Origin of the sequence: Streptomyces sp. NPDC056738, assembly GCF_042790435.1 — a bacterium.
In the GTDB taxonomy this organism is placed as follows: domain Bacteria; phylum Actinomycetota; class Actinomycetes; order Streptomycetales; family Streptomycetaceae; genus Streptomyces.
The window spans coordinates 52,947-69,120 of sequence record NZ_JBHTZF010000013.1 but is presented as its reverse complement, the minus strand read 5'-3'; the positions used below and the strand labels follow the sequence as shown (position 1 = coordinate 69,120).

The window sequence follows — 16,174 nt, the reverse complement described above, 5'->3', positions numbered from 1 at the left end:
GTAACCGAGTAACATTTTTAACTCAGGCACGACCATGGGGCGGTCACCGGCTCGCGTGAGCCGGACGGGCCGCCAGCCCGGGAAACGCGGCCGCGAGCTGCGCGAAGGCCCGCTCGGCCGCCGCCACCGCGTCCGGCCGTACGGCCGCCACCCGCTCCCCCTCCGCGATCCGCCGCAGGTTGTCCTCGGCGAGGATGCGGCGCACGGCCGTGATCTGTCCGGCCGCGAGCCGCGCGTCGAGTCCGGGGCCCAGCGGCTCGGCGAGGGCGTCGGCGAGCGCGGCCTCGGACCGCTCCAGGTACCCGTACATCCGCGCCACCAGCGAGGGTGTCCCGTAGAGCAGCCGGTGGAAGGCGAGGATGCCGGGATGCTCGTTGAGCCCGGTGACGGGGTCCTCCCCGCGCAGACCGTCCAGGAAGTGCTCGCGGAGCGCGTCGATCGCGGACCGCCCGGCCGCCCGGCCCTCCTCGACGACCCGCGCGGCCTCGGTCTCGTGGTCCGCGAACCGGTGCAGGACCAGGTCCTCCTTGGACGGGAAGTACCGGAACAGCGTCGGCTTGGAGATCTCGGCGGCGGCCGCGACCTCGGCGACGGACACGGCGTCGAACCCCTTCTCCAGGAAGAGGCCGATGGCGGTGTCGGAGACGGACTGGTACATCCGTCGCCTCTTGCGTTCACGCAGTCCGGTGTCACTCATGGTCACGAGCCTACGCAGGGGCGGGGGCCGGTGACCGAGTCATGGCCGGCGCTTGCCGCCGACCGGCGTGTAGCTCTTGAAGTACCACTTCTCGAGCGAGGTCGTGACGTCCTCCACGGTCGGCGACTCGATCCCCAGCGGTTCCGTCGCGGCGTGCAGCACCTGCTGCAGGCCGCCGCCCGCGCGGACCAGGAGACGCTCGTCGACCTCCGGCTCCTCAGTCAGCGACAGAGCCGTCCGGATGACGTCGGTGAAGACGGACTGCGCCCGCTTGTAGGCGAGCAGCTTGGGCAGGTCCGTCTCCCAGCCGGCCGAGCTGCCGGGGGCGACGCCCTCGACGGTCTCGCACCACCGCTCGGTCATCCGGCGTTCCTGGTCCTCCGGATACCGCATCAGGTAGAGGTGGGTGGCCAGGTCGTAGAGCGGGTCGCCGAACATCGCCAGTTCCCAGTCGATCGTCCAGAGCCGGCCCGCTCCGTCGACCACGAAATTCTCGCGGTGCAGATCGGCGTGCAGCAGACAGAAAGGGCGCGGGGTCAGTCCCGACACATGCCGCCGAAGATTCCTGAAGGAAGCGGGGCGCAGATTGAGGTCGCGGAACAGGCCGTCGAACCTGTGCATATTCCGCTGGTACACCCGCCTCTCCGTGAACAGGACGAGCCGCTCCAAAAACCCGGCGGTATCACCTTCGGCCGCCCGGTCGTCTGACGTGCATGTCCGTTCCGCGGCCAGGGAATCCGGCTTCACGAGGGCCAACTGCCCGAAAAGGGAAACGATTTGTCCGAAGAGGGACGAGGGGATCCGGCTGCCAGATCCGTACCGCGCCCCCAGCGTCTCACCCTCGATGAACCGCTGGAGGCGGGTGGGGGCCACCGCGATGAGGTCGGGGATGCCCGCGATGCGCCCCTGCAGCGCACCGAGTACTTCCTCCTCGGACGCGAAACAGCGCCGGTCGAACCACAGCAGCCCGGGTCTCGGCTCCCGGCACTTCCAGCGGACCTGTTCGCCCGGCAGCGGAACGACATACGTCTCGTGGTGGTAGCCGTGGAGTGGTCCTTCGACCGCTGCCTCGTCGCCACTCACCTCAACGGCTCGTCGCCAAGCCAAAGAAGCCGATTCGGGTGCCATTGACCGCTCTCACGTGACCGCAAACCGATGAGAAAAGAGGAGAGAAACGTACTCCTCAGCTCCTCGTAAATGGGCATAGTTCCAGAAGACCCGCTGCACATAGCGCTGATCCGCCGAGCGGACGGACGAGCCGGATCCGGAAAGCGGCCGCTGAGCAGCGAGTACGCCACCGTGGGCCACGATGCGACCTCTTTCCGGTTCACACGGTCGGGGCACAGCGCACGCGCTCAGTGCTGACCCCACAAAGCCCGCAGCACCGTCTTCATCGACGTCACCACATGCTCGGCCCCGGCGTCCCGGAGCTGCTTCTCCTTGTCCTCGTGACGCGCGTAGCCGAGGAACGGGACCCCGGCCCGCTGGGCCGCGTACAGGTCCGAGGGGGCGTCGCCGATCATGAGTGCCTTCGACGGCTCCGCGCCGAAGGCCTTCAGGGCCCGGTTGAGACAGTCGGGGTCCGGTTTGAGGTGGCGCAGATCCTGGGTGCGGCCGTAGATGTGGGGCGCGAAGCATTCGGCCAGGCCGCGGCCCTCCAGGTAACGGGCGGCCGTGCGGGGCGAGTTGTTGGTGGTGACCGCCAGCCGGGCACCGACGGCCGTCCAGGTCCGTATCACCGCGTCGGCGTACTCGGTGGGCCAGGCCTTGGGCACCGCCTTGAGTTCCTGCTGGGTGAACCGTGCCTCCAGCTCGGCCACCAGGTCGCTGCGCGGACGCCGCCGGTCGACCGCGTGCAGGACCTCCAGCGGATCGGGGTGTCTGCTCTCCTCCGGGGTCAACAGCCCGCGCATCCCCTGTCGTTCGAGCCAGTCGACCAGATCCCTTGCCACCGTCTCGGCGGCGTGCCCCGCGTACAGCCGGCAGATCGGCCCGTCGAAGTCGAAGAGCACGAAGCGTGCCCGGGTGATCGTGTCCCGCAGGTTCTCCGTCTGAGTCGCCACCGCATCAGTCTGCGTCGTATCAGAAGTCACTAGTTGAGTTTCAGGTCGGTGGTGATGGTTTCCCAGAGGGCGTTGAACCACTTCTGGGACTCGTCCACGAACGCGGTGTCGCGCGCGCCCGACCGCTTCTCGAAGGAGAAGAGCAGGGACTCCGTGCCCAGGGCGTCGTACATGTCCAGCGTCTCGTCGTCCGAGATCTCCTCCTCCCGCCTGGCGATCATGTAGTAGGCGATCAGCGCCTCCGTCCCGTTGAGCAGGTACAGCTTCACGGGCGGGGTGAAGGGCAGGGCCCGGAAGGTCACATGGACGTCGATGCCGTGCGAGGAGCGCAGGGCATGGAGGTTGTGGCGCAGGACGTGGCCCTGGGCGTTGCGCTGCTCCAGCCAGCGCCGATGGACCGGGTCGTCGTCACCGCGGTCGTCGACGGAGATGGGGAACGCCAGGTTGATCTCGCGGCTGGGCAGCAGGATCCGGAAGTCGATGCGCTCCGGGCGGATCCTGCCGTCGTGGATCTGTCGCACCGGCTCGCTGAGCGCCAGCATCAGCGTCTCCGCGGTGAGACAGGCCGCGTCGATCCGCACATGGGGGACGGAGAACGCCTCGGCGAGACGCGGGGCCAGGCCCACCATGGTCGGCTGCGGTCCGTTGCGGGTGGGAGCGACCTGCGCGATCCGGGGTGGGCTGCCCTTGCTGACGTTGCTGAGCAGGCCGCCCTCCTGGAGTTCGCGCAGGGCGAGGCGGACCGTGCCGCGCTCGACGCCGAACTCGTCGGCCAGCTCCGCCTGGGTGGGCAGACGGTCTCCGGCCTTCAGCTCGCCGGTGCGGATGCGCTCCCGCAGGACCTCGGCGATCTCCTGCGGCGAAAGCCTTCTGCTGCTGTCACTCACCACAACGTTCTCCTGAGTCACGACCAAACGGTACAACTCTCTCCCATCTTTGGGGAGTTACTCGAAAGTTGTTTATGGACACTTACCAAGTGGGGACAACCTAACCAGAGTTGGTTACCAACTTGGCCAAGATGGCGGAAGTTTTGCCTCCTCTCACCCATCCACGGCACCCAGCACCCCGAGCAGGTCACCGAAGAGAAGCAGGAGGAACCACCATGCCCGCCATCGCCCTCCTCTCCGCCGTCTTCGTCGTCGGCTTCGAGCAACTCGTCCAATGGCAGTACGGACCGACGGGCATCGTCGGTCTGCTGCTGCTCACCATCGGGATCAAGGCGAAGAACCCCACGTGCAGCTCCATCGGAGCCGTCGTCCTGGCCCTGCTGGTGGCGGGACCGGCCGTCAGTTCGTGATCAGCGGTTCCGAACTGATCGTCTCCCACAGCGCGTCGAACCAGAGGTGGGACTGTTCCACGAACGTGGTGTCCCGCAGTCCCACCCCCCGCCTGAACGGGAACAGCATCGACTGCGTGCCCTCGGCGTCGTACGTCTCCAGGTACTCGTGGTCGATCTCCTCGCCCCGCCGCGCCAGCGTGTAGTACGCGAAGAGCGCCTCCGCCTCGTTGAGCAGGTAGAGCTTCACGGGCGGTGTGAAGGGCAGCGCGCGGAAGGAAACCCGCACGTCGACGCCGTGTGTGGTCCGCAGCGCCAGCAGATTGTGCCGCAGCACCTGCACCTGGGCGTTGCGCTGGGCCAGCCAGCGACGCCGCGGCCGGTCGTCCGCCAGGCCGTCGACCGGCGTGGGAAACGCGAGGTCGATGTCGCGGCTGGGAAGCAGCACCCGGACGTCGACCCTGGCCGGTTTTAGGCGTCCCGCGTGAATCTCGCGCAACGGCTCGCCCATCGCGAGGGTGAGCGACACCGCGGTCAGACACAGCGCGTCGACCGCCACGTGCGGGACCTCGAAGGCCGCCGTGATCCGCGGGGCGAGCGCCACCATGGTCGACTGCGGCCACGCCTGTGGCCCGGCCAGAGCCCTCTCGGGGTGGTCCGCGACCGTCGCCGGGCTCCCCTTGGACACGTTGACGAGCAGGTGCTCCGACTGCAGGATGCGCAGCGCCTGGCGCACCGCGCCGCGCTCGACGCCGAACTCGTCGGCCAGTCTGGCCTGGGTCGGCATGCGCTCGCCGGCCCGCAGCTCACCGGACCTGATCCGGCTGCGCAGCTCGTCGGCCACCTCGCGGTGTGACCTCGGCGGCCGTGGTGACCTGTTCCGTCCGTTGACGACGGCATGCTTCGGCTCCACAACCAGAACCCTACAACTTCCCGCCATCTTTGGGCAGTTGCCGGATAGGTGGTTATGAGTCGTCCCAACCCGGAGATAACTATGGATGAGTTGGTCGCCAACTTGCACAACATGGTCAAACTTCCGGAGGGTTGGCCGCCGAAGTTCCACCCGGACGCCGGGTGGCCGGGGCGGACGGTCCTCAGCGGGGGTCCGCCTCCCCGTCCCCAAGGAGGGACCGTCATGCCGCTCGTCGCCCTCGCCGTCGCCGCCCTGGCCATCGGATTCGAGCAACTCATCCAGTGGGAGTACGGGCCGATGGGCATCATCGCGTTCGTCGCGCTGTCCGTCGGGCTCAAGGCCCGGAACACCACCGTCAGCGGCATCGGGGCCGTGATCCTCGTGATGCTGCTCGCCCAGTCCGGCTGAACGGACGACACCGTCCGCCAGTCCGGCTGACCGCGCTCCCTTCCGGAGGGGAGCCGGGAGCACGGTCAGTCAGCACCACACAACTGAATCGCTACGGATCGGCAGCCGCCCGCCACCCGCACGGAAGGAGAACGCCCTTACAGACAGCGACCGTTCAGAAGATGTCCGGGCACCACGGTCGCCTGGACGTCCGCAGCAGGGCGTCGGCCAGAGCGGCGGCGCCCTCTTGCCGTTCCCGGACCCGGCCCAGCGCCGCGAGCCGCACCGCGGACTCGTCCCCGAGCCACAGCGTCGCCAGATCGGCGATGGACAGCGACAGGTCCGCCTCCTCGGTCACCGGCTCGCAGGTCGCCGTGCCGTCCTTGGCGGCCCGGAGCCGGAAGCGGCCTCCGTCCGGTCCGCCCTCGTCCCTCACGTCCAGCACGAGCGTCCCGGCGGTGCCGTACGTCCGCGCCTCCAGGGCCCGTACGACGTCCAGGATCCGCACCCAGAGCCAGTCCGTATGGCTGGTGACACGGGCGCCGCGCGGGTCGGGCAGGAACTGCGGCAGCAGGTCGTCGGGGGCGCGGCGGCCGGTCTTGACCCGGGTGATCCAGTCGATCGAGCAGAGGTAGCTCCACAGGGCACGCTCGGCCGCCGGCGTCGCCGCGAGCAGCCACTTCACCTCCGCCGTGTTGTGGGGCTGGTTGGAGTCTCCCCAGTCGTCGTCGGCGGTGTAGGAGACGAGTCCCTCGATCTCGCCCGACGCCGAGCGGTAGGCGGCGTAGAACGGTTCCTTCCAGGGGAAGCCGGCGAAGCGCAGCAGGCCGGTGTTCATCTGCCACCAGCGGGCGTCGCGGTTGATCATTCCTGGCCGGCCGCGCCGGACCCGCTCGTGCAGCTCGGGTCCCGCCTTGCGGACGTCGTCGGCGTCCAGGAGGTCGATACGGCCGCCGTCGGCCGGGCCCGCCCAGCGCGGGTCGAGACCGGTGCGCGGCACGTCCACCGTCCACTCGGTGGAGGTGGTGGCCGGGCCGAAGCCGAACCGGCCGTAGATCGGGTACTCGGCCGCGATGAGCGTCGCGACGACGTCGCCCCGCTCCCTCGCCGCCGCCAGGTCGGCCGCCATCATGCGGGTGAGCAGGCCCCGGCGGCGGTGCGTGGGGGTCACGGTCACGTTCGAGATGGCGTCCGCGGGGACGACCGCCCCGCCGACCGCGGTGACCTCCTGCGGGAACGACCGGAACGTCGCCACACAGCGGGAGCCGTCGAAGGCGCCCAGGGTCCTGCCCAGGATGAACGCCGTCCGGCGGTTCTCGACGTCCTCGTCCGAGACGGCCGGCTCCTGAAGGAACACCGTCTTCACGGCGCGCAGCCAGTCGCGGAGGTCGGGGGCGGCGATCGGCCGTACGTCGATCACGTCGGCGGCCGCGCCCGTACCGCCGGCGTCCGCGCCTCCGGCGTCTCCGGCGTCTCCGGCATCTGTGACGGCTTGGGCGTCCTGGGCGGCGAGAGCTTCGTGCGGGGTCATGAAGCCACGCTAGGCGGACCCCGGCCGGGGTGTCGCGCGGATTTCCGCGCGGCCCCACGCGGCCGGTCCCTGCGGTCCCCACCCGGGATCCCGGGTGGGGACACACGGATCCCGGGTCAGAATGCCGCCCGGATCTCCCCCACCTCGCGGCCGCCGCCGAGCAGGGGGGCCGCGCCGATCCGTGTCACCACCGGGCCGGTCACGCCCAGCAGGTCCAGGCCGCGGGCCAGGACGGGGCCCAGGGCACGGCCCCCGCCGTCGTCGATCTTGAAGGCCAGAGCGCGGCCGTCGGGCAGCACGACCGCCTGGACGGCCTCGGCGCCCATCTTGGACAGGGCGCCCGGGACCTCGCGCATCAGCCACGTGTCGGGGCGGCGGGTGCCGGCGACGTACTCGGGGTGGGCGCGCATGGCGTCGGCCACCCGGCGCTCGGCGGAGCCGGGGGCCGCGAGCACGAAGGAGCGGAAGGCGCGGGCGAGACCCGTGAGGGTGATGGCCATCAGGGGTGCCCCGCAGCCGTCCGTGCCGACCGCCGCGACGCGCTCCCCGGCGGCCTCCTCGACCACGGTGTGGATGAGCTGCTGGAGAGGGTGCCCGGGGTCGAGGTAGGACTCGGTGGACCAGCCGCGCAGCGCGCACACCGCCAGCATCGCCGTGTGCTTGCCGGAGCAGTTCATGGTGACCCGGTCGCGGACGGCGCCCGAGGCGAGGTACGTCTCGGCCTCGACGGCGTCCAGCGGCAGGTCCGGCGGGCACTGGAGCTGACCGGCGTCCAGCCCGTGCTCGACGAGCATCTTCTGGACCAGATCACGGTGGAAGACCTCGCCGGAGTGGCTCGCGGCGGCCAGGGCCAGGCGCTCCCCGGCCAGGTCCAGGCCCGCGCGCAGGATGCCCGCGGCCTGCATCGGCTTGTTCGACGAGCGCGGGAAGACCGGGGCCGTCACGTCGCCGAGCGCCAGCTCGACCGTCCCGTCCGCGGCCAGGACGACCAGGCTGCCGCGGTGGTGCCCCTCGACGAAGCCGGAACGCACGACCTCGGCGAGCACCGGGAGCGCCCCGGACCCGCCGCTCGCACCGGACGTGCCGGACCGGGGGCTCCCCTCGGGACCGGGAGCCGAGCCGGGTGTACGAGCCGTACGGGGCGTGCTCGGGACGCCGGGTGCACCGGGCTCACCCGGTGTGCCCGGGGTGCCGTCGGATATGGGCGGGCCTTCGGGCGTGCGGGGAGCTGCGGACATCGGCGGTGGCCTTCCGGGAACGGGGACCCGCTCCGAAGGCGGCGGCCGGGTCGTGCCCCGGACGGCGCCCTCGCCCGCGCGGAGCGGAAGCGCGCCTCCTGGATGCCGGCGCGCCCCTCGGCCCCGGGATCGCCGGGGCCGCCACGTCACATGAGCAGGTCGTCTACTTGTGCTTCCCCTTCACGGTACCTGCGGGCGATCTCGGCGCTGCAATCGTCGGCCGTGCGCTGGAGCTGCTGGCGCCGCCCGGACACCTGCCGCTCGTACCGGACGAGACGGCCGAGCCCGGCGCCCAGCTCGTCGTCCGTGCGGGCCTCCAGGTCCGACAGCTCCACCTCGGCGAGCATGTCGGCGGCCAGTGCCCGGTACTCCTCGCCGTGCGGGGTGCCGACGGTGACGTGGCGGGCCGAGGAGCGGTACCGGGCCGGCGCGTCCGTCAGGATCTCCGAGAGCCGCTCCACGACCGAGGGCTTCCCGCCGTCCACGGACGCGAGGTGCCCGGAGGCGGGCGCGGGCATCCGGTGCTCCCCGCGGCGGGCGAGCTCCGCGCGCAGGATGTCGATGCGCCCCTGGAGCAGCCGCCGGACGTAGCTGAGGTCGGCCTCGTCCCGCTGGGCGTCCCGGCGCAGTGTCCGCAGTTCGGGCAGGCGGAGCACGGCGATACCGGCCGGGGCCGGATCGGCCGCCAGCGGGCCGCTGTCGGTGCGCTGCACCGGCGTCCGGGCCGTCATCGCCTCTGCCCGTGCGCTCGTACGGGTCAATGACACGGCTCCGGTCCGCCCGGTCCTCGATGTGCTCATGTACCTCAACCGTCCCCTCGACCGGCGCGGTCCGCCCAACGGCCGGACCGCAACACCCCGCATGGTGCCACCCCAGATGGCCGCTATGTGACCGAGTGACCCGATCGGCCCCAGATGGCGGGTTGGTTACCCCGGAAAATCACGCGAAGGGCCCGCACGGCACGACGCAGCCATGACACGGCATCATGGTCCGCATGCGTGCGGTGGTGCAGAGAGTGGACGGCGCGAGCGTCGTCGTGGACGGCGAGACGGTCGGCGAGATCAGCGGCGAGGGCCTGTGCGTCCTGGTCGGGGTCACCCACGAGGACACCAAGGAGAAGGCGGCCCAACTCGCCCGCAAGCTCTGGTCGCTGCGGATGCTGACCGACGAACGGTCCTGCTCCGACGTCGACGCGCCGCTGCTCGTCATCAGCCAGTTCACGCTGTACGGCGACGCCCGCAAGGGCCGCCGCCCCACGTGGAACGCGGCCGCCCCCGGCGATGTGGCCGAGCCCCTGGTCGACGAGGTGGTCGCCCGGCTCCGCGAGCTGGGCGCCACGGTGGCCACGGGCCGGTTCGGCGCCCAGATGCGCGTCTCGCTGACGAACGACGGCCCGTTCACCGTCCTCCTGGAGATGTGAGCCCTACGGCTCGACCACGACCTCCTGTGCCGCCGCCGTCGAGTCCGCCATCAGCGGGGCGTCCACCGGCACGTTGCGCTTCACGAGGGCCAGGGCGATCGGGCCGAGTTCGTGGTGGCGTACGGACGTGGTGATGAAGCCGATCGTGCGGCCTGCGGGGTCCTCGCCCGCGAGGCGCAGCTCGGTGCCGTGCGGGGGCAGGACGACCTCGCTGCCGTCGAGGTGGAGGAAGACCAGGCGGCGCGGGGGCTTGCCCAGGTTCTGGACGCGGGCGACCGTCTCCTGGCCGCGGTAGCAGCCCTTCTGGAGGTGCACGGCGGTGCCGATCCAGCCCAGCTCGTGCGGGATGGTGCGGTGGTCGGTCTCGAAGCCGAGGCGGGGCCGGTGCTGCTCGACGCGCAGGGCCTCGTGGGCGAGGAGTCCGGCGGGCGGTCCGGCCTTCTCCGCGAAGGACTCCAGGTCCGCGCGCGGCAGGAAGAGATCACGGCCGTACGGCGTCTCGCGGACGACGACGCCCTCGGGGACCTCGGCGATCGAACCGGCGGGCAGCTCGACGACCGCGAAGTCGGCGGTGCGGTCGGCGACTTCGACGCGGTAGAAGAACTTCATCGACTCCAGGTAGGCGATCAGCGCGTCCTGGGTGTCGGGCTCCGTGTGCATCCACACCGTCGTGCCGTCGTCCACGAGGTACAGCGCGTGCTCGATATGGCCGTTCGCGGAGAGGATCAGCGCCTCGGTGGCCTGGCCGGCCGGGAGGTCGGTGACGTGCTGGGTGAGCAGCAGGTGCAGCCAGACCAGCCGGTCGTCCCCGGTGACCGTGACGACACCGCGGTGCGAGAGGTCCACGAAGCCGAGGCCGTCGGCGAGGGCGCGCTGCTCACGGAACAGGTCGCCGTAGTGGGCGGCGACGCCTTCGTCCACGCCTTCGGCGGGAACGGCGCCGGGCAGGGCCAGGAGGGAACTCTTCATGGACATACACACTACGACGGAGCGGTCGCCGATTTTATTTCTGTCACTTCTGCAGGTCCTGGCAGTCCTTGCAGCGGCCGAAGATGGCGAAGTGCTTCATCTCCGTCTCGAAGCCGAAGGATTCCCGGAGCTTGGCGGTGAACTCGGCGGCGACCGAGACGTCGGCCTCGATGACGTTCGAGCAGTCGCGGCAGACGAGGTGGATGTGGTGGTGCCGGTCGGCCAGGTGGTAGGTCGGGGCGCCGTGTCCCAGATGGGCGTGGCTGACCAGCCCGAGCTCCTCCAGGAGCTCCAGGGTCCGGTAGACCGTGGAAATGTTGACCCCCGACGCCGTCTTCCTCACTTCGCCGAGGATGTCGTCGGGGGTCGCGTGCTCCAGGGTGTCCACTGCTTCGAGGACAAGCTGGCGCTGAGGCGTCAGCCGGTAGCCGCGCTGCCTGAGGTCGCTCTTCCAATCGGTGCTCACCACACTGGAAGTCTAGGACCATTCCCGTGGAGGCCGCCCTGGGGAACGGCAGGGCGGCCCGGGAGCGCGCGGCGGGGTCCTACTTGAAGAAGGCGATCCCGTCGTCCGGCATGTCGTCGGGCAGGGCCTTGGCCCAGCGCTCGACGTCCTCCGGGGTGACGACCTTCTTCAGGTGGCCGGACATGTAGGGGCGCAGCTCGACCTCGGGGGTCTGCTTCTCGCCGACCCACATGAGGTCGCTGTTCACGTAGCCGTACAGGCGCTTGCCACCGCTGTAGGGGCCGGAGGCGGCCGTACGGGCCACGGCGTCGGTGACCAGGTCGATCTGCGGCTTCTTGTCGGCGATCTCGCCGTACCAGATCTCGACGACGCCGTCGTCGCGGGTCATCACGACCTCGACCTTGCGGTCGGCGTCGACGCGCCAGAAGCCGGTCTCCGTCTCCAGCGGCCGGACCTTCTCGCCGTTCTCGTCGAGCACCCAGCTGTGCGAGCGGTATTCGAGGAAGTCCCGCCCGTCGTGCGTGAAGCTGACCTCCTGCCCGAAGTTGCACTTCTCGGAGCCGGGGAAGTCGTGGACACCGACTCCGGCCCAGTCGCCGAGCAGGAAGACAAGGGGGACCAGGTCCTTGTGGAGGTCCGACGGGATCTCGATCATGAGCTGAACAGTTCCTTGGTGGGGGTCAGCGCTGGCCCTGGTACAGCTTCTTCACGGTCAGCGCGGCGAAGGCGAGCACGCCGACGCAGACCAGGGCCAGCAGGGTTTCGAAGAAGATCTCCACGGGGTGCTCCTCGATGAGCGGAACGGGTCCCCGCTCGGGCACAGCCGAGATGGGGGAGTACACAAAAGGCCGGGCCCCAGCTTACGCGGCTGGGGCCCGGCCTTCTCTTCCAGGTGGGTCCCTCCGGACCCGTCGCGCTCAGCCGAGGAGTTGGCTCTGCAGGACGACGGTCTGCTGGAAGGGGATCTTCCGCGCGCCGCCCTTGCGGGACTGCACGACCAGGGCGAGGGTGTCCCCGGCCACCAGGTACGCCTGCCTGACCTGCTCGGCGCCGTACGGCTTGGCCTCCTCGTACACGTAGTGGGGGACGTTCTCCACCTGGGTGGACTGCGGGAGGCTCTCGTCGCTGTGCACGTCGGCAGCGCCCCGCAGCGCGAAGTTCGGGCTGTCCCAGCTCGTGAGCTCGTCCTGCTGGAGCGTGTCCACGATGGTGGCGGAGTCGAACCGGAGCAGATAGATCCGGGTGTGGGTGCCGTCCGGGCTGGTCCAGCCGCGGGCCGCGATGTGCCGCAGGGCGTAGTCGCTCAGCAGCCGGCCGACGTGATCGCGGTCGTCCTTCGAGGCGTACGCGTCGAGGAAGTCCTTCTTCGCCAGCCAGCCGTCCGTACCGCGCAGGTCCTTGTCCGCCTTCGCGCCCTCGGGAACGGGCAGCAGGAGCTTGCGCAGGTCGGCGTAGTGGACGTTCGCCTTGTTCGTCTCGGCGAAGGCCCTCGGGCTGCCCGACGGCAGCGGGGGCAACTGGATCTCGGGGTAGTTCCAGCGCCCGTCGGACGCGGTGGCGAGGCCCGGGACGTCGGTGCGCCGCATGTCGGTGATGCCGTACGCGGCGGCCGCGCCGACCGTCGCGAACACCACGGTGGCCGCGGTCCAGCGCAGCACGGCACGAAGGATCCGGCGGTCCTTCTTGACCCGGGGTGCCGCCACGAGCGGTTCGGCGGGCACTTCCCCGGCTGCTGCCGGCGCCGCCTCCGGGACTGTTTCCGGGACTGTTTCCGTCGCTGTCTGCGTGGCTGCATCCACGACGGCTTCCGGCGACGCTTCCACGGATGCCTTCGGGGCTGCTTCCGGGGCTGCTTCCGGGGCTACGTGCGGCGAAGCGTTCGGTGCCGCTTCCACGGCTGCCTCCGCTGCGGTTTCCACGGGCGCCTCCGGGGCGTCGGGCGTGGCAAGGTTCTCGGTCATACGGCCTCCCCCGGGTCCGTGATCCGGTCGAGCTGGGCGGCCAGGAAGCGCGTGACGGTCGGGCCGTCGAGCGGCTTGATGCCGGAAACGGTGGCGCTCACCAGGACGTCGCCCACGTACGCGGAGCAGAACATCATGTCGAGCTTCTCGGTCTTGTCCTTGGGCGGCAGGAAGCACCCGGCGTTCTTGTGGCCCTCGATCTTCGGGCCCTTGCGGAAGATGCCGAGCGATTCGAGCAGCGCGTTGTGCGACTTGGAGATCTCCCGCACGGTCCGCTGGTTCTCCATCTGGGACAGCGTGATGCTCGCGGTGAAGGTCTGCTTCTTGTAGACCGCGTACGAGTCCGCGCTGGCGTAACTGCGCATGACCACACCCTTGATGTGCTCTTCGTCGATCTCCTTCTCCAGCCGCCGCCGCTGGGTGCGGGGCAGGTCGCGGAGGGACTCCTTGCGCAGCGCGGTGGCCTGACGGCCGTTCAGCTCGGCGTCGTTGCCGAACTCGCCGAGGTCGGGACCTGGCGTGTAGGCCTTGTCGAAGGGCAGGAGCATGCCGGCGAGGCCCTTGGCGGACTTCGCCTCCTTGTCCTTGTCCTTCGCGGGCTTCGGGAAACGCCAGGTGGGCGCCCCGGGATCGCGGTCGGCGGCGTTCACGGTCGCGGAGGTCCAGCCGACCCCGCCGACGACGGCGGCGACGAGCAGGACGGCACCGGAGACGGCGACGACACGGCGGGCACGCAGCCGCTTCCTGGGCGCGACGACGGCCTCACCGGAGGACTCGGCGACGCCCTGAGCGGGGTCGGAGCCCGGCGCGGGGGCTTCGGCGGGGGTCTCGGCGGAGGCTTCGACGGAAGTCTCGGCCGGGGTCTCGGCGGAGGTGACGGGAGCCACGGCGGGGGCCTCGGCCTGGGCTTCGACGGAAGTCTCGGCCGGGGTCTCGGAGACGCCCTGCGCGGGGTTCCCGGTGGCACCCTCGGCGCGGACCTCGGCAGGGACCTCGGTGGGGTTCTCGGTCGGGTTCTCGCTCACAGTCGTCCCACCTGCCGCTTGGCCAGATCCATGATCTTGTCCTTGGAGATCGGCCGGGTGTCGTAGACCCAGATCTCCATGGCGATGTCGCCGCGCCAGGCGTGCGCCTCCGCCGAGTACACGGGGAGATAGCCCGGCTTCGTCTCGGGACGGGTGTGGACGTACGCCATACCGTCACCGGTGCCGGGGACGGACCAACTGCGGGTGCCGCCCTTCTTCTCCGCCCAGTAGTAGTTGTTCTCGCTGTCCTCGGCGGCCTTCAGGCTCTCCTCCTGGCGGAACTGCACCAGGCGGATCTCCACGGTGTACGTGCTGCCCTGCTGCCAGCCGACGACGGCCGCGCGGCGGAACTGGTCGTTGATGAGGTCGGGGAAGATCTCGGCCGGCTTCTTGTAGGACTCCGCGTAGTCCGTCAGGTCCATCCAGCCGTCGTTGCCCACCCAGTCGGCGCTCTTCGCGCCCTTCGGCCGGCTGATCAGCAGCTTGCGGAGGTCGCCGTTCGTCTTGACACGGTGGTCCTGGGCCGCGGACAGGGGCTCGGGGCCGGGGCCCTTCGCCTGGTTCAGCACCGGCTGCGACAGCGAGGGCAGCCGGGTCGGCTCGCGGTGGGCCTGGACCACGAATCCGGTGCAGGTACCGGCGACGAGACCGAGCACGGCGGCCGTGACGATGAGCAGAGTCGTACGACCGCGTCGGCGGGGCCTGGGCCCTGACGGAGCGTCCGCCGTCGTAGCCGGATCGACAATCGGCGCGTCATCGGACACGCTCGGTCTTTCCGGTGATTCGGATCCTTCGGGTACTACCAAGACGTCCCCCCACAGAAGGTGAAGCACGGATTCCATATCCGCGCACAGGAGACCCATGGCCCCCACACGGGGTTGCACCGGCGTTGATCACGATTCGGACTACGATGGCGGCCATGGCGAACAAGCTCGTGATCAAGGTGACGGCGGGGGCCGACGCCCCGGAGCGCTGCTCACAGGCGTTCACCGTCGCCGCGGTGGCCGTGGCCAGTGGCGTCGAGGTCTCCCTCTGGCTGACCGGCGAGTCCTCGTGGTTCGCGCTGCCGGGCCGCGCCGCGGAGTTCGAGCTGCCGCACGCGGCACCGCTGCCCGATCTGATCGACTCGATCCTGGCGGCCGGGCGCATCACCCTGTGCACCCAGTGCGCGGCCCGGCGCGACATCACGGAGAAGGACGTCCTGGAGGGCGTGCGGATCGCGGGTGCGCAGGTGTTCGTGCAGGAGGCGATGACGGACGGGACGCAGGCGCTGGTCTACTGACCGCCGCCCGGCTCCCGGAGCGGGCGCTCCCGCCGGCGGCCGCCGTCGCGGGCCGCCACCGGCCCGCTCGCCCGTGCCGTCAGCCCCGCCGGCGTCGCGTGCGCGTGTCCACCCAGAGACAGAAGGGGTGGCCCGCCGGGTCGAAGAGCACCCGTACGTCGTCCTGGGGCTGGTGCTCGGCGAGCCGGGCGCCCTGTTCCACGGCGCGGGCGGTCTCCTCGGCGAGGTCGTCGACCTCGATGTCGATGTGCAGCATCATCCGCTGGTCGCCGGGGCCCGCGGGCCACACCGGCGGCGTGTAGAGCGGCTCGGTCTCGAAGGCGAGCCCGATCCCCTCGAACGGCGGCCCGATGAGCACCCAGTCGGGCTCCTCCGACCGCACCTCGTACCCGAGCAGCCTCCGGTAGAAGTCGGCGAGTTCATGGGCGTCGGGTGCGTCGAGCACCACGGTGGACAGCCTCGTACGCGACATAGACGCCTTTTCCGCTCCTGCTGCTTCCTACTGCTGCCGCCGCTTCTTGCCGTCCAGTTCGTCCCACCACTCGTCGGACTTCGGGTCCCCGGACGGATCGTCCCACCATCGGTCCTCGGGCCCCCGCCGGTTGGCCACCATCGCGGCCACCGGCGGAATCAGCATGGCCACCACGCACATGGCGACGGCCGCGGGAACCGACCACAGCCGTACGACCGACCACGCGAGGACGAACAGCACGATGCACGTCCCCATCATGGCGAAGTACTGATGCCGCCTGCGCGCGTACATACCACCAGCGTAGGCCCGGACAACCCGTCCGGCGCAGTGCCGGACGGGCCCGGAGGCGGCGGACGAGCCGGGCGATCCCGGAAGCGGACGAGCCGAAGGGCCGCACCCCGATCCGGTAAGCGTCCAACCCCCGGGGGTGCGGCCCTTCGGCCGTTCAGTCGACTGCCGTCATGGACGGCGGTC

At 70.5% G+C, this 16,174-nt stretch carries 21 protein-coding genes; 4 read left to right on the top strand and 17 right to left on the bottom strand.

Translation table 11 applies throughout. The features are described 5' to 3' along the window. Positions 1–43 precede the first annotated feature (43 nt). The 4 genes from ACFRIC_RS30370 to ACFRIC_RS30355 all read right to left on the bottom strand — a co-directional run bounded on the left by ACFRIC_RS30370 (position 44) and on the right by ACFRIC_RS30355 (position 3,674). Positions 44–697 (bottom strand): TetR/AcrR family transcriptional regulator, encoded by a 654-nt coding sequence (locus ACFRIC_RS30370; protein ID WP_382792276.1) that lies wholly within the window; start codon positions 695–697, stop codon positions 44–46. A gap of 39 nt (positions 698–736) precedes the next feature. Continuing rightward, positions 737–1,780, bottom strand: coding sequence for a phosphotransferase (locus ACFRIC_RS30365; protein WP_382792273.1), 1,044 nt, complete (start codon positions 1,778–1,780; stop codon positions 737–739). Between the two features lie 272 nt (positions 1,781–2,052). Beyond that, a complete protein-coding gene (locus ACFRIC_RS30360) occupies positions 2,053–2,790 on the bottom strand; it encodes an HAD family hydrolase (RefSeq protein WP_382792270.1) in 738 nt (245 codons plus the stop codon). After that, positions 2,790–3,674, bottom strand: a complete 885-nt coding sequence (locus tag ACFRIC_RS30355) for a GntR family transcriptional regulator (protein WP_382792266.1) — start codon at positions 3,672–3,674, stop codon at positions 2,790–2,792. The genes ACFRIC_RS30360 and ACFRIC_RS30355 overlap by 1 nt, the downstream gene beginning before the upstream one ends. Before the next feature lie 188 nt (positions 3,675–3,862). On the opposite strand from ACFRIC_RS30355, the gene ACFRIC_RS30350 reads away from it, so the two are divergent. Next, positions 3,863–4,057 (top strand): hypothetical protein, encoded by a 195-nt coding sequence (locus ACFRIC_RS30350; protein ID WP_382792264.1) that lies wholly within the window; start codon positions 3,863–3,865, stop codon positions 4,055–4,057. Here the strand turns inward: ACFRIC_RS30350 and ACFRIC_RS30345 are convergent. After that, on the bottom strand, positions 4,047–4,976 hold the full coding sequence (locus ACFRIC_RS30345) for a FadR/GntR family transcriptional regulator (RefSeq protein ID WP_382792261.1): 930 nt from the start codon (positions 4,974–4,976) through the stop codon (positions 4,047–4,049). The genes ACFRIC_RS30350 and ACFRIC_RS30345 overlap by 11 nt on opposite strands. A 195-nt stretch (positions 4,977–5,171) precedes the next feature. On the opposite strand from ACFRIC_RS30345, the gene ACFRIC_RS30340 reads away from it, so the two are divergent. After that, positions 5,172–5,357: a hypothetical protein gene (locus tag ACFRIC_RS30340; protein ID WP_037622368.1), complete on the top strand. Its 186-nt coding sequence runs from the start codon at positions 5,172–5,174 to the stop codon at positions 5,355–5,357. A gap of 154 nt (positions 5,358–5,511) precedes the next feature. Here ACFRIC_RS30340 and ACFRIC_RS30335 read toward each other — a convergent pair whose 3' ends face one another. The 3 genes from ACFRIC_RS30335 to ACFRIC_RS30325 all read right to left on the bottom strand — a co-directional run bounded on the left by ACFRIC_RS30335 (position 5,512) and on the right by ACFRIC_RS30325 (position 8,905). Then, positions 5,512–6,867: a GNAT family N-acetyltransferase gene (locus ACFRIC_RS30335; RefSeq protein WP_382792256.1), complete on the bottom strand. Its 1,356-nt coding sequence runs from the start codon at positions 6,865–6,867 to the stop codon at positions 5,512–5,514. A gap of 116 nt (positions 6,868–6,983) precedes the next feature. After that, the gene (locus ACFRIC_RS30330) at positions 6,984–8,105 is read right to left on the bottom strand and encodes an asparaginase (RefSeq protein ID WP_382792254.1); all 1,122 of its coding nucleotides are present in this window, start codon (positions 8,103–8,105) and stop codon (positions 6,984–6,986) included. Between the two features lie 146 nt (positions 8,106–8,251). Beyond that, positions 8,252–8,905 carry an AmfC protein gene (locus ACFRIC_RS30325; protein ID WP_382792251.1) on the bottom strand — a complete coding sequence of 218 codons (654 nt, stop codon included), beginning with the start codon at positions 8,903–8,905 and terminating at the stop codon, positions 8,252–8,254. Between the two features lie 194 nt (positions 8,906–9,099). On the opposite strand from ACFRIC_RS30325, the gene dtd reads away from it, so the two are divergent. Further along, positions 9,100–9,525, top strand: coding sequence for a D-aminoacyl-tRNA deacylase (gene dtd, locus ACFRIC_RS30320; protein WP_382792248.1), 426 nt, complete (start codon positions 9,100–9,102; stop codon positions 9,523–9,525). Positions 9,526–9,528: 3 nt separating this feature from the next. Here the strand turns inward: dtd and ACFRIC_RS30315 are convergent, their stop codons facing one another. From ACFRIC_RS30315 to ACFRIC_RS30285, 7 genes are all read right to left on the bottom strand, one after another. Beyond that, positions 9,529–10,494, bottom strand: coding sequence for a YgfZ/GcvT domain-containing protein (locus tag ACFRIC_RS30315; protein ID WP_382792246.1), 966 nt, complete (start codon positions 10,492–10,494; stop codon positions 9,529–9,531). Positions 10,495–10,537: 43 nt separating this feature from the next. After that, positions 10,538–10,963 (bottom strand): Fur family transcriptional regulator, encoded by a 426-nt coding sequence (locus ACFRIC_RS30310; protein WP_355759844.1) that lies wholly within the window; start codon positions 10,961–10,963, stop codon positions 10,538–10,540. A gap of 76 nt (positions 10,964–11,039) precedes the next feature. Then, the gene (locus ACFRIC_RS30305; protein WP_037622373.1) at positions 11,040–11,615 is read right to left on the bottom strand and encodes an FABP family protein; all 576 of its coding nucleotides are present in this window, start codon (positions 11,613–11,615) and stop codon (positions 11,040–11,042) included. 25 nt (positions 11,616–11,640) lie between these two features. Next, complete coding sequence (locus ACFRIC_RS30300; RefSeq protein ID WP_382792901.1) at positions 11,641–11,781, bottom strand: hypothetical protein; 141 nt, start codon at positions 11,779–11,781, stop codon at positions 11,641–11,643. 96 nt (positions 11,782–11,877) lie between these two features. Next, positions 11,878–12,681 carry a hypothetical protein gene (locus tag ACFRIC_RS30295; protein ID WP_382792242.1) on the bottom strand — a complete coding sequence of 268 codons (804 nt, stop codon included), beginning with the start codon at positions 12,679–12,681 and terminating at the stop codon, positions 11,878–11,880. 236 nt (positions 12,682–12,917) lie between these two features. Beyond that, positions 12,918–13,946 carry a hypothetical protein gene (locus ACFRIC_RS30290; protein ID WP_382792240.1) on the bottom strand — a complete coding sequence of 343 codons (1,029 nt, stop codon included), beginning with the start codon at positions 13,944–13,946 and terminating at the stop codon, positions 12,918–12,920. Then, entirely contained in the window at positions 13,943–14,602 is a 660-nt protein-coding gene (locus tag ACFRIC_RS30285) for a hypothetical protein (protein WP_382792238.1), read from the bottom strand. The genes ACFRIC_RS30290 and ACFRIC_RS30285 overlap by 4 nt, the downstream gene beginning before the upstream one ends. A 263-nt stretch (positions 14,603–14,865) precedes the next feature. Here ACFRIC_RS30285 and ACFRIC_RS30280 point away from each other — a divergent pair, with 263 nt between their 5' ends. Then, on the top strand, positions 14,866–15,228 hold the full coding sequence (locus ACFRIC_RS30280; RefSeq protein WP_355759853.1) for a DsrE family protein: 363 nt from the start codon (positions 14,866–14,868) through the stop codon (positions 15,226–15,228). Positions 15,229–15,307: 79 nt separating this feature from the next. On the opposite strand, the gene ACFRIC_RS30275 is transcribed toward ACFRIC_RS30280, so the two are convergent. Both ACFRIC_RS30275 and ACFRIC_RS30270 read right to left on the bottom strand, forming a co-directional pair. Then, the gene (locus ACFRIC_RS30275; RefSeq protein WP_382792234.1) at positions 15,308–15,700 is read right to left on the bottom strand and encodes a VOC family protein; all 393 of its coding nucleotides are present in this window, start codon (positions 15,698–15,700) and stop codon (positions 15,308–15,310) included. Positions 15,701–15,727: 27 nt separating this feature from the next. After that, the gene (locus tag ACFRIC_RS30270) at positions 15,728–15,991 is read right to left on the bottom strand and encodes a DUF3099 domain-containing protein (RefSeq protein WP_103552296.1); all 264 of its coding nucleotides are present in this window, start codon (positions 15,989–15,991) and stop codon (positions 15,728–15,730) included. Positions 15,992–16,174 lie beyond the last annotated feature (183 nt).

Bases quoted from the DNA above. Each gene is read 5' to 3' on its own strand.
- ACFRIC_RS30315 (WP_382792246.1), bottom strand. From the start codon at position 10,494: ATGAAGAGTTCCCTCCTGGCCCTGCCCGGCGCCGTTCCCGCCGAAGGC.
- ACFRIC_RS30280 (WP_355759853.1), top strand. From the start codon at position 14,866: ATGGCGAACAAGCTCGTGATCAAGGTGACGGCGGGGGCCGACGCCCCG.
- ACFRIC_RS30270 (WP_103552296.1), bottom strand. From the start codon at position 15,991: ATGTACGCGCGCAGGCGGCATCAGTACTTCGCCATGATGGGGACGTGC.
- ACFRIC_RS30330 (WP_382792254.1), bottom strand. From the start codon at position 8,105: ATGTCCGCAGCTCCCCGCACGCCCGAAGGCCCGCCCATATCCGACGGC.
- ACFRIC_RS30325 (WP_382792251.1), bottom strand. From the start codon at position 8,905: ATGAGCACATCGAGGACCGGGCGGACCGGAGCCGTGTCATTGACCCGT.
- ACFRIC_RS30305 (WP_037622373.1), bottom strand. From the start codon at position 11,615: ATGATCGAGATCCCGTCGGACCTCCACAAGGACCTGGTCCCCCTTGTC.
- ACFRIC_RS30335 (WP_382792256.1), bottom strand. From the start codon at position 6,867: ATGACCCCGCACGAAGCTCTCGCCGCCCAGGACGCCCAAGCCGTCACA.
- ACFRIC_RS30370 (WP_382792276.1), bottom strand. From the start codon at position 697: ATGAGTGACACCGGACTGCGTGAACGCAAGAGGCGACGGATGTACCAG.
- ACFRIC_RS30350 (WP_382792264.1), top strand. From the start codon at position 3,863: ATGCCCGCCATCGCCCTCCTCTCCGCCGTCTTCGTCGTCGGCTTCGAG.
- ACFRIC_RS30345 (WP_382792261.1), bottom strand. From the start codon at position 4,976: ATGGCGGGAAGTTGTAGGGTTCTGGTTGTGGAGCCGAAGCATGCCGTC.
- ACFRIC_RS30275 (WP_382792234.1), bottom strand. From the start codon at position 15,700: ATGTCGCGTACGAGGCTGTCCACCGTGGTGCTCGACGCACCCGACGCC.
- dtd (WP_382792248.1), top strand. From the start codon at position 9,100: ATGCGTGCGGTGGTGCAGAGAGTGGACGGCGCGAGCGTCGTCGTGGAC.
- ACFRIC_RS30340 (WP_037622368.1), top strand. From the start codon at position 5,172: ATGCCGCTCGTCGCCCTCGCCGTCGCCGCCCTGGCCATCGGATTCGAG.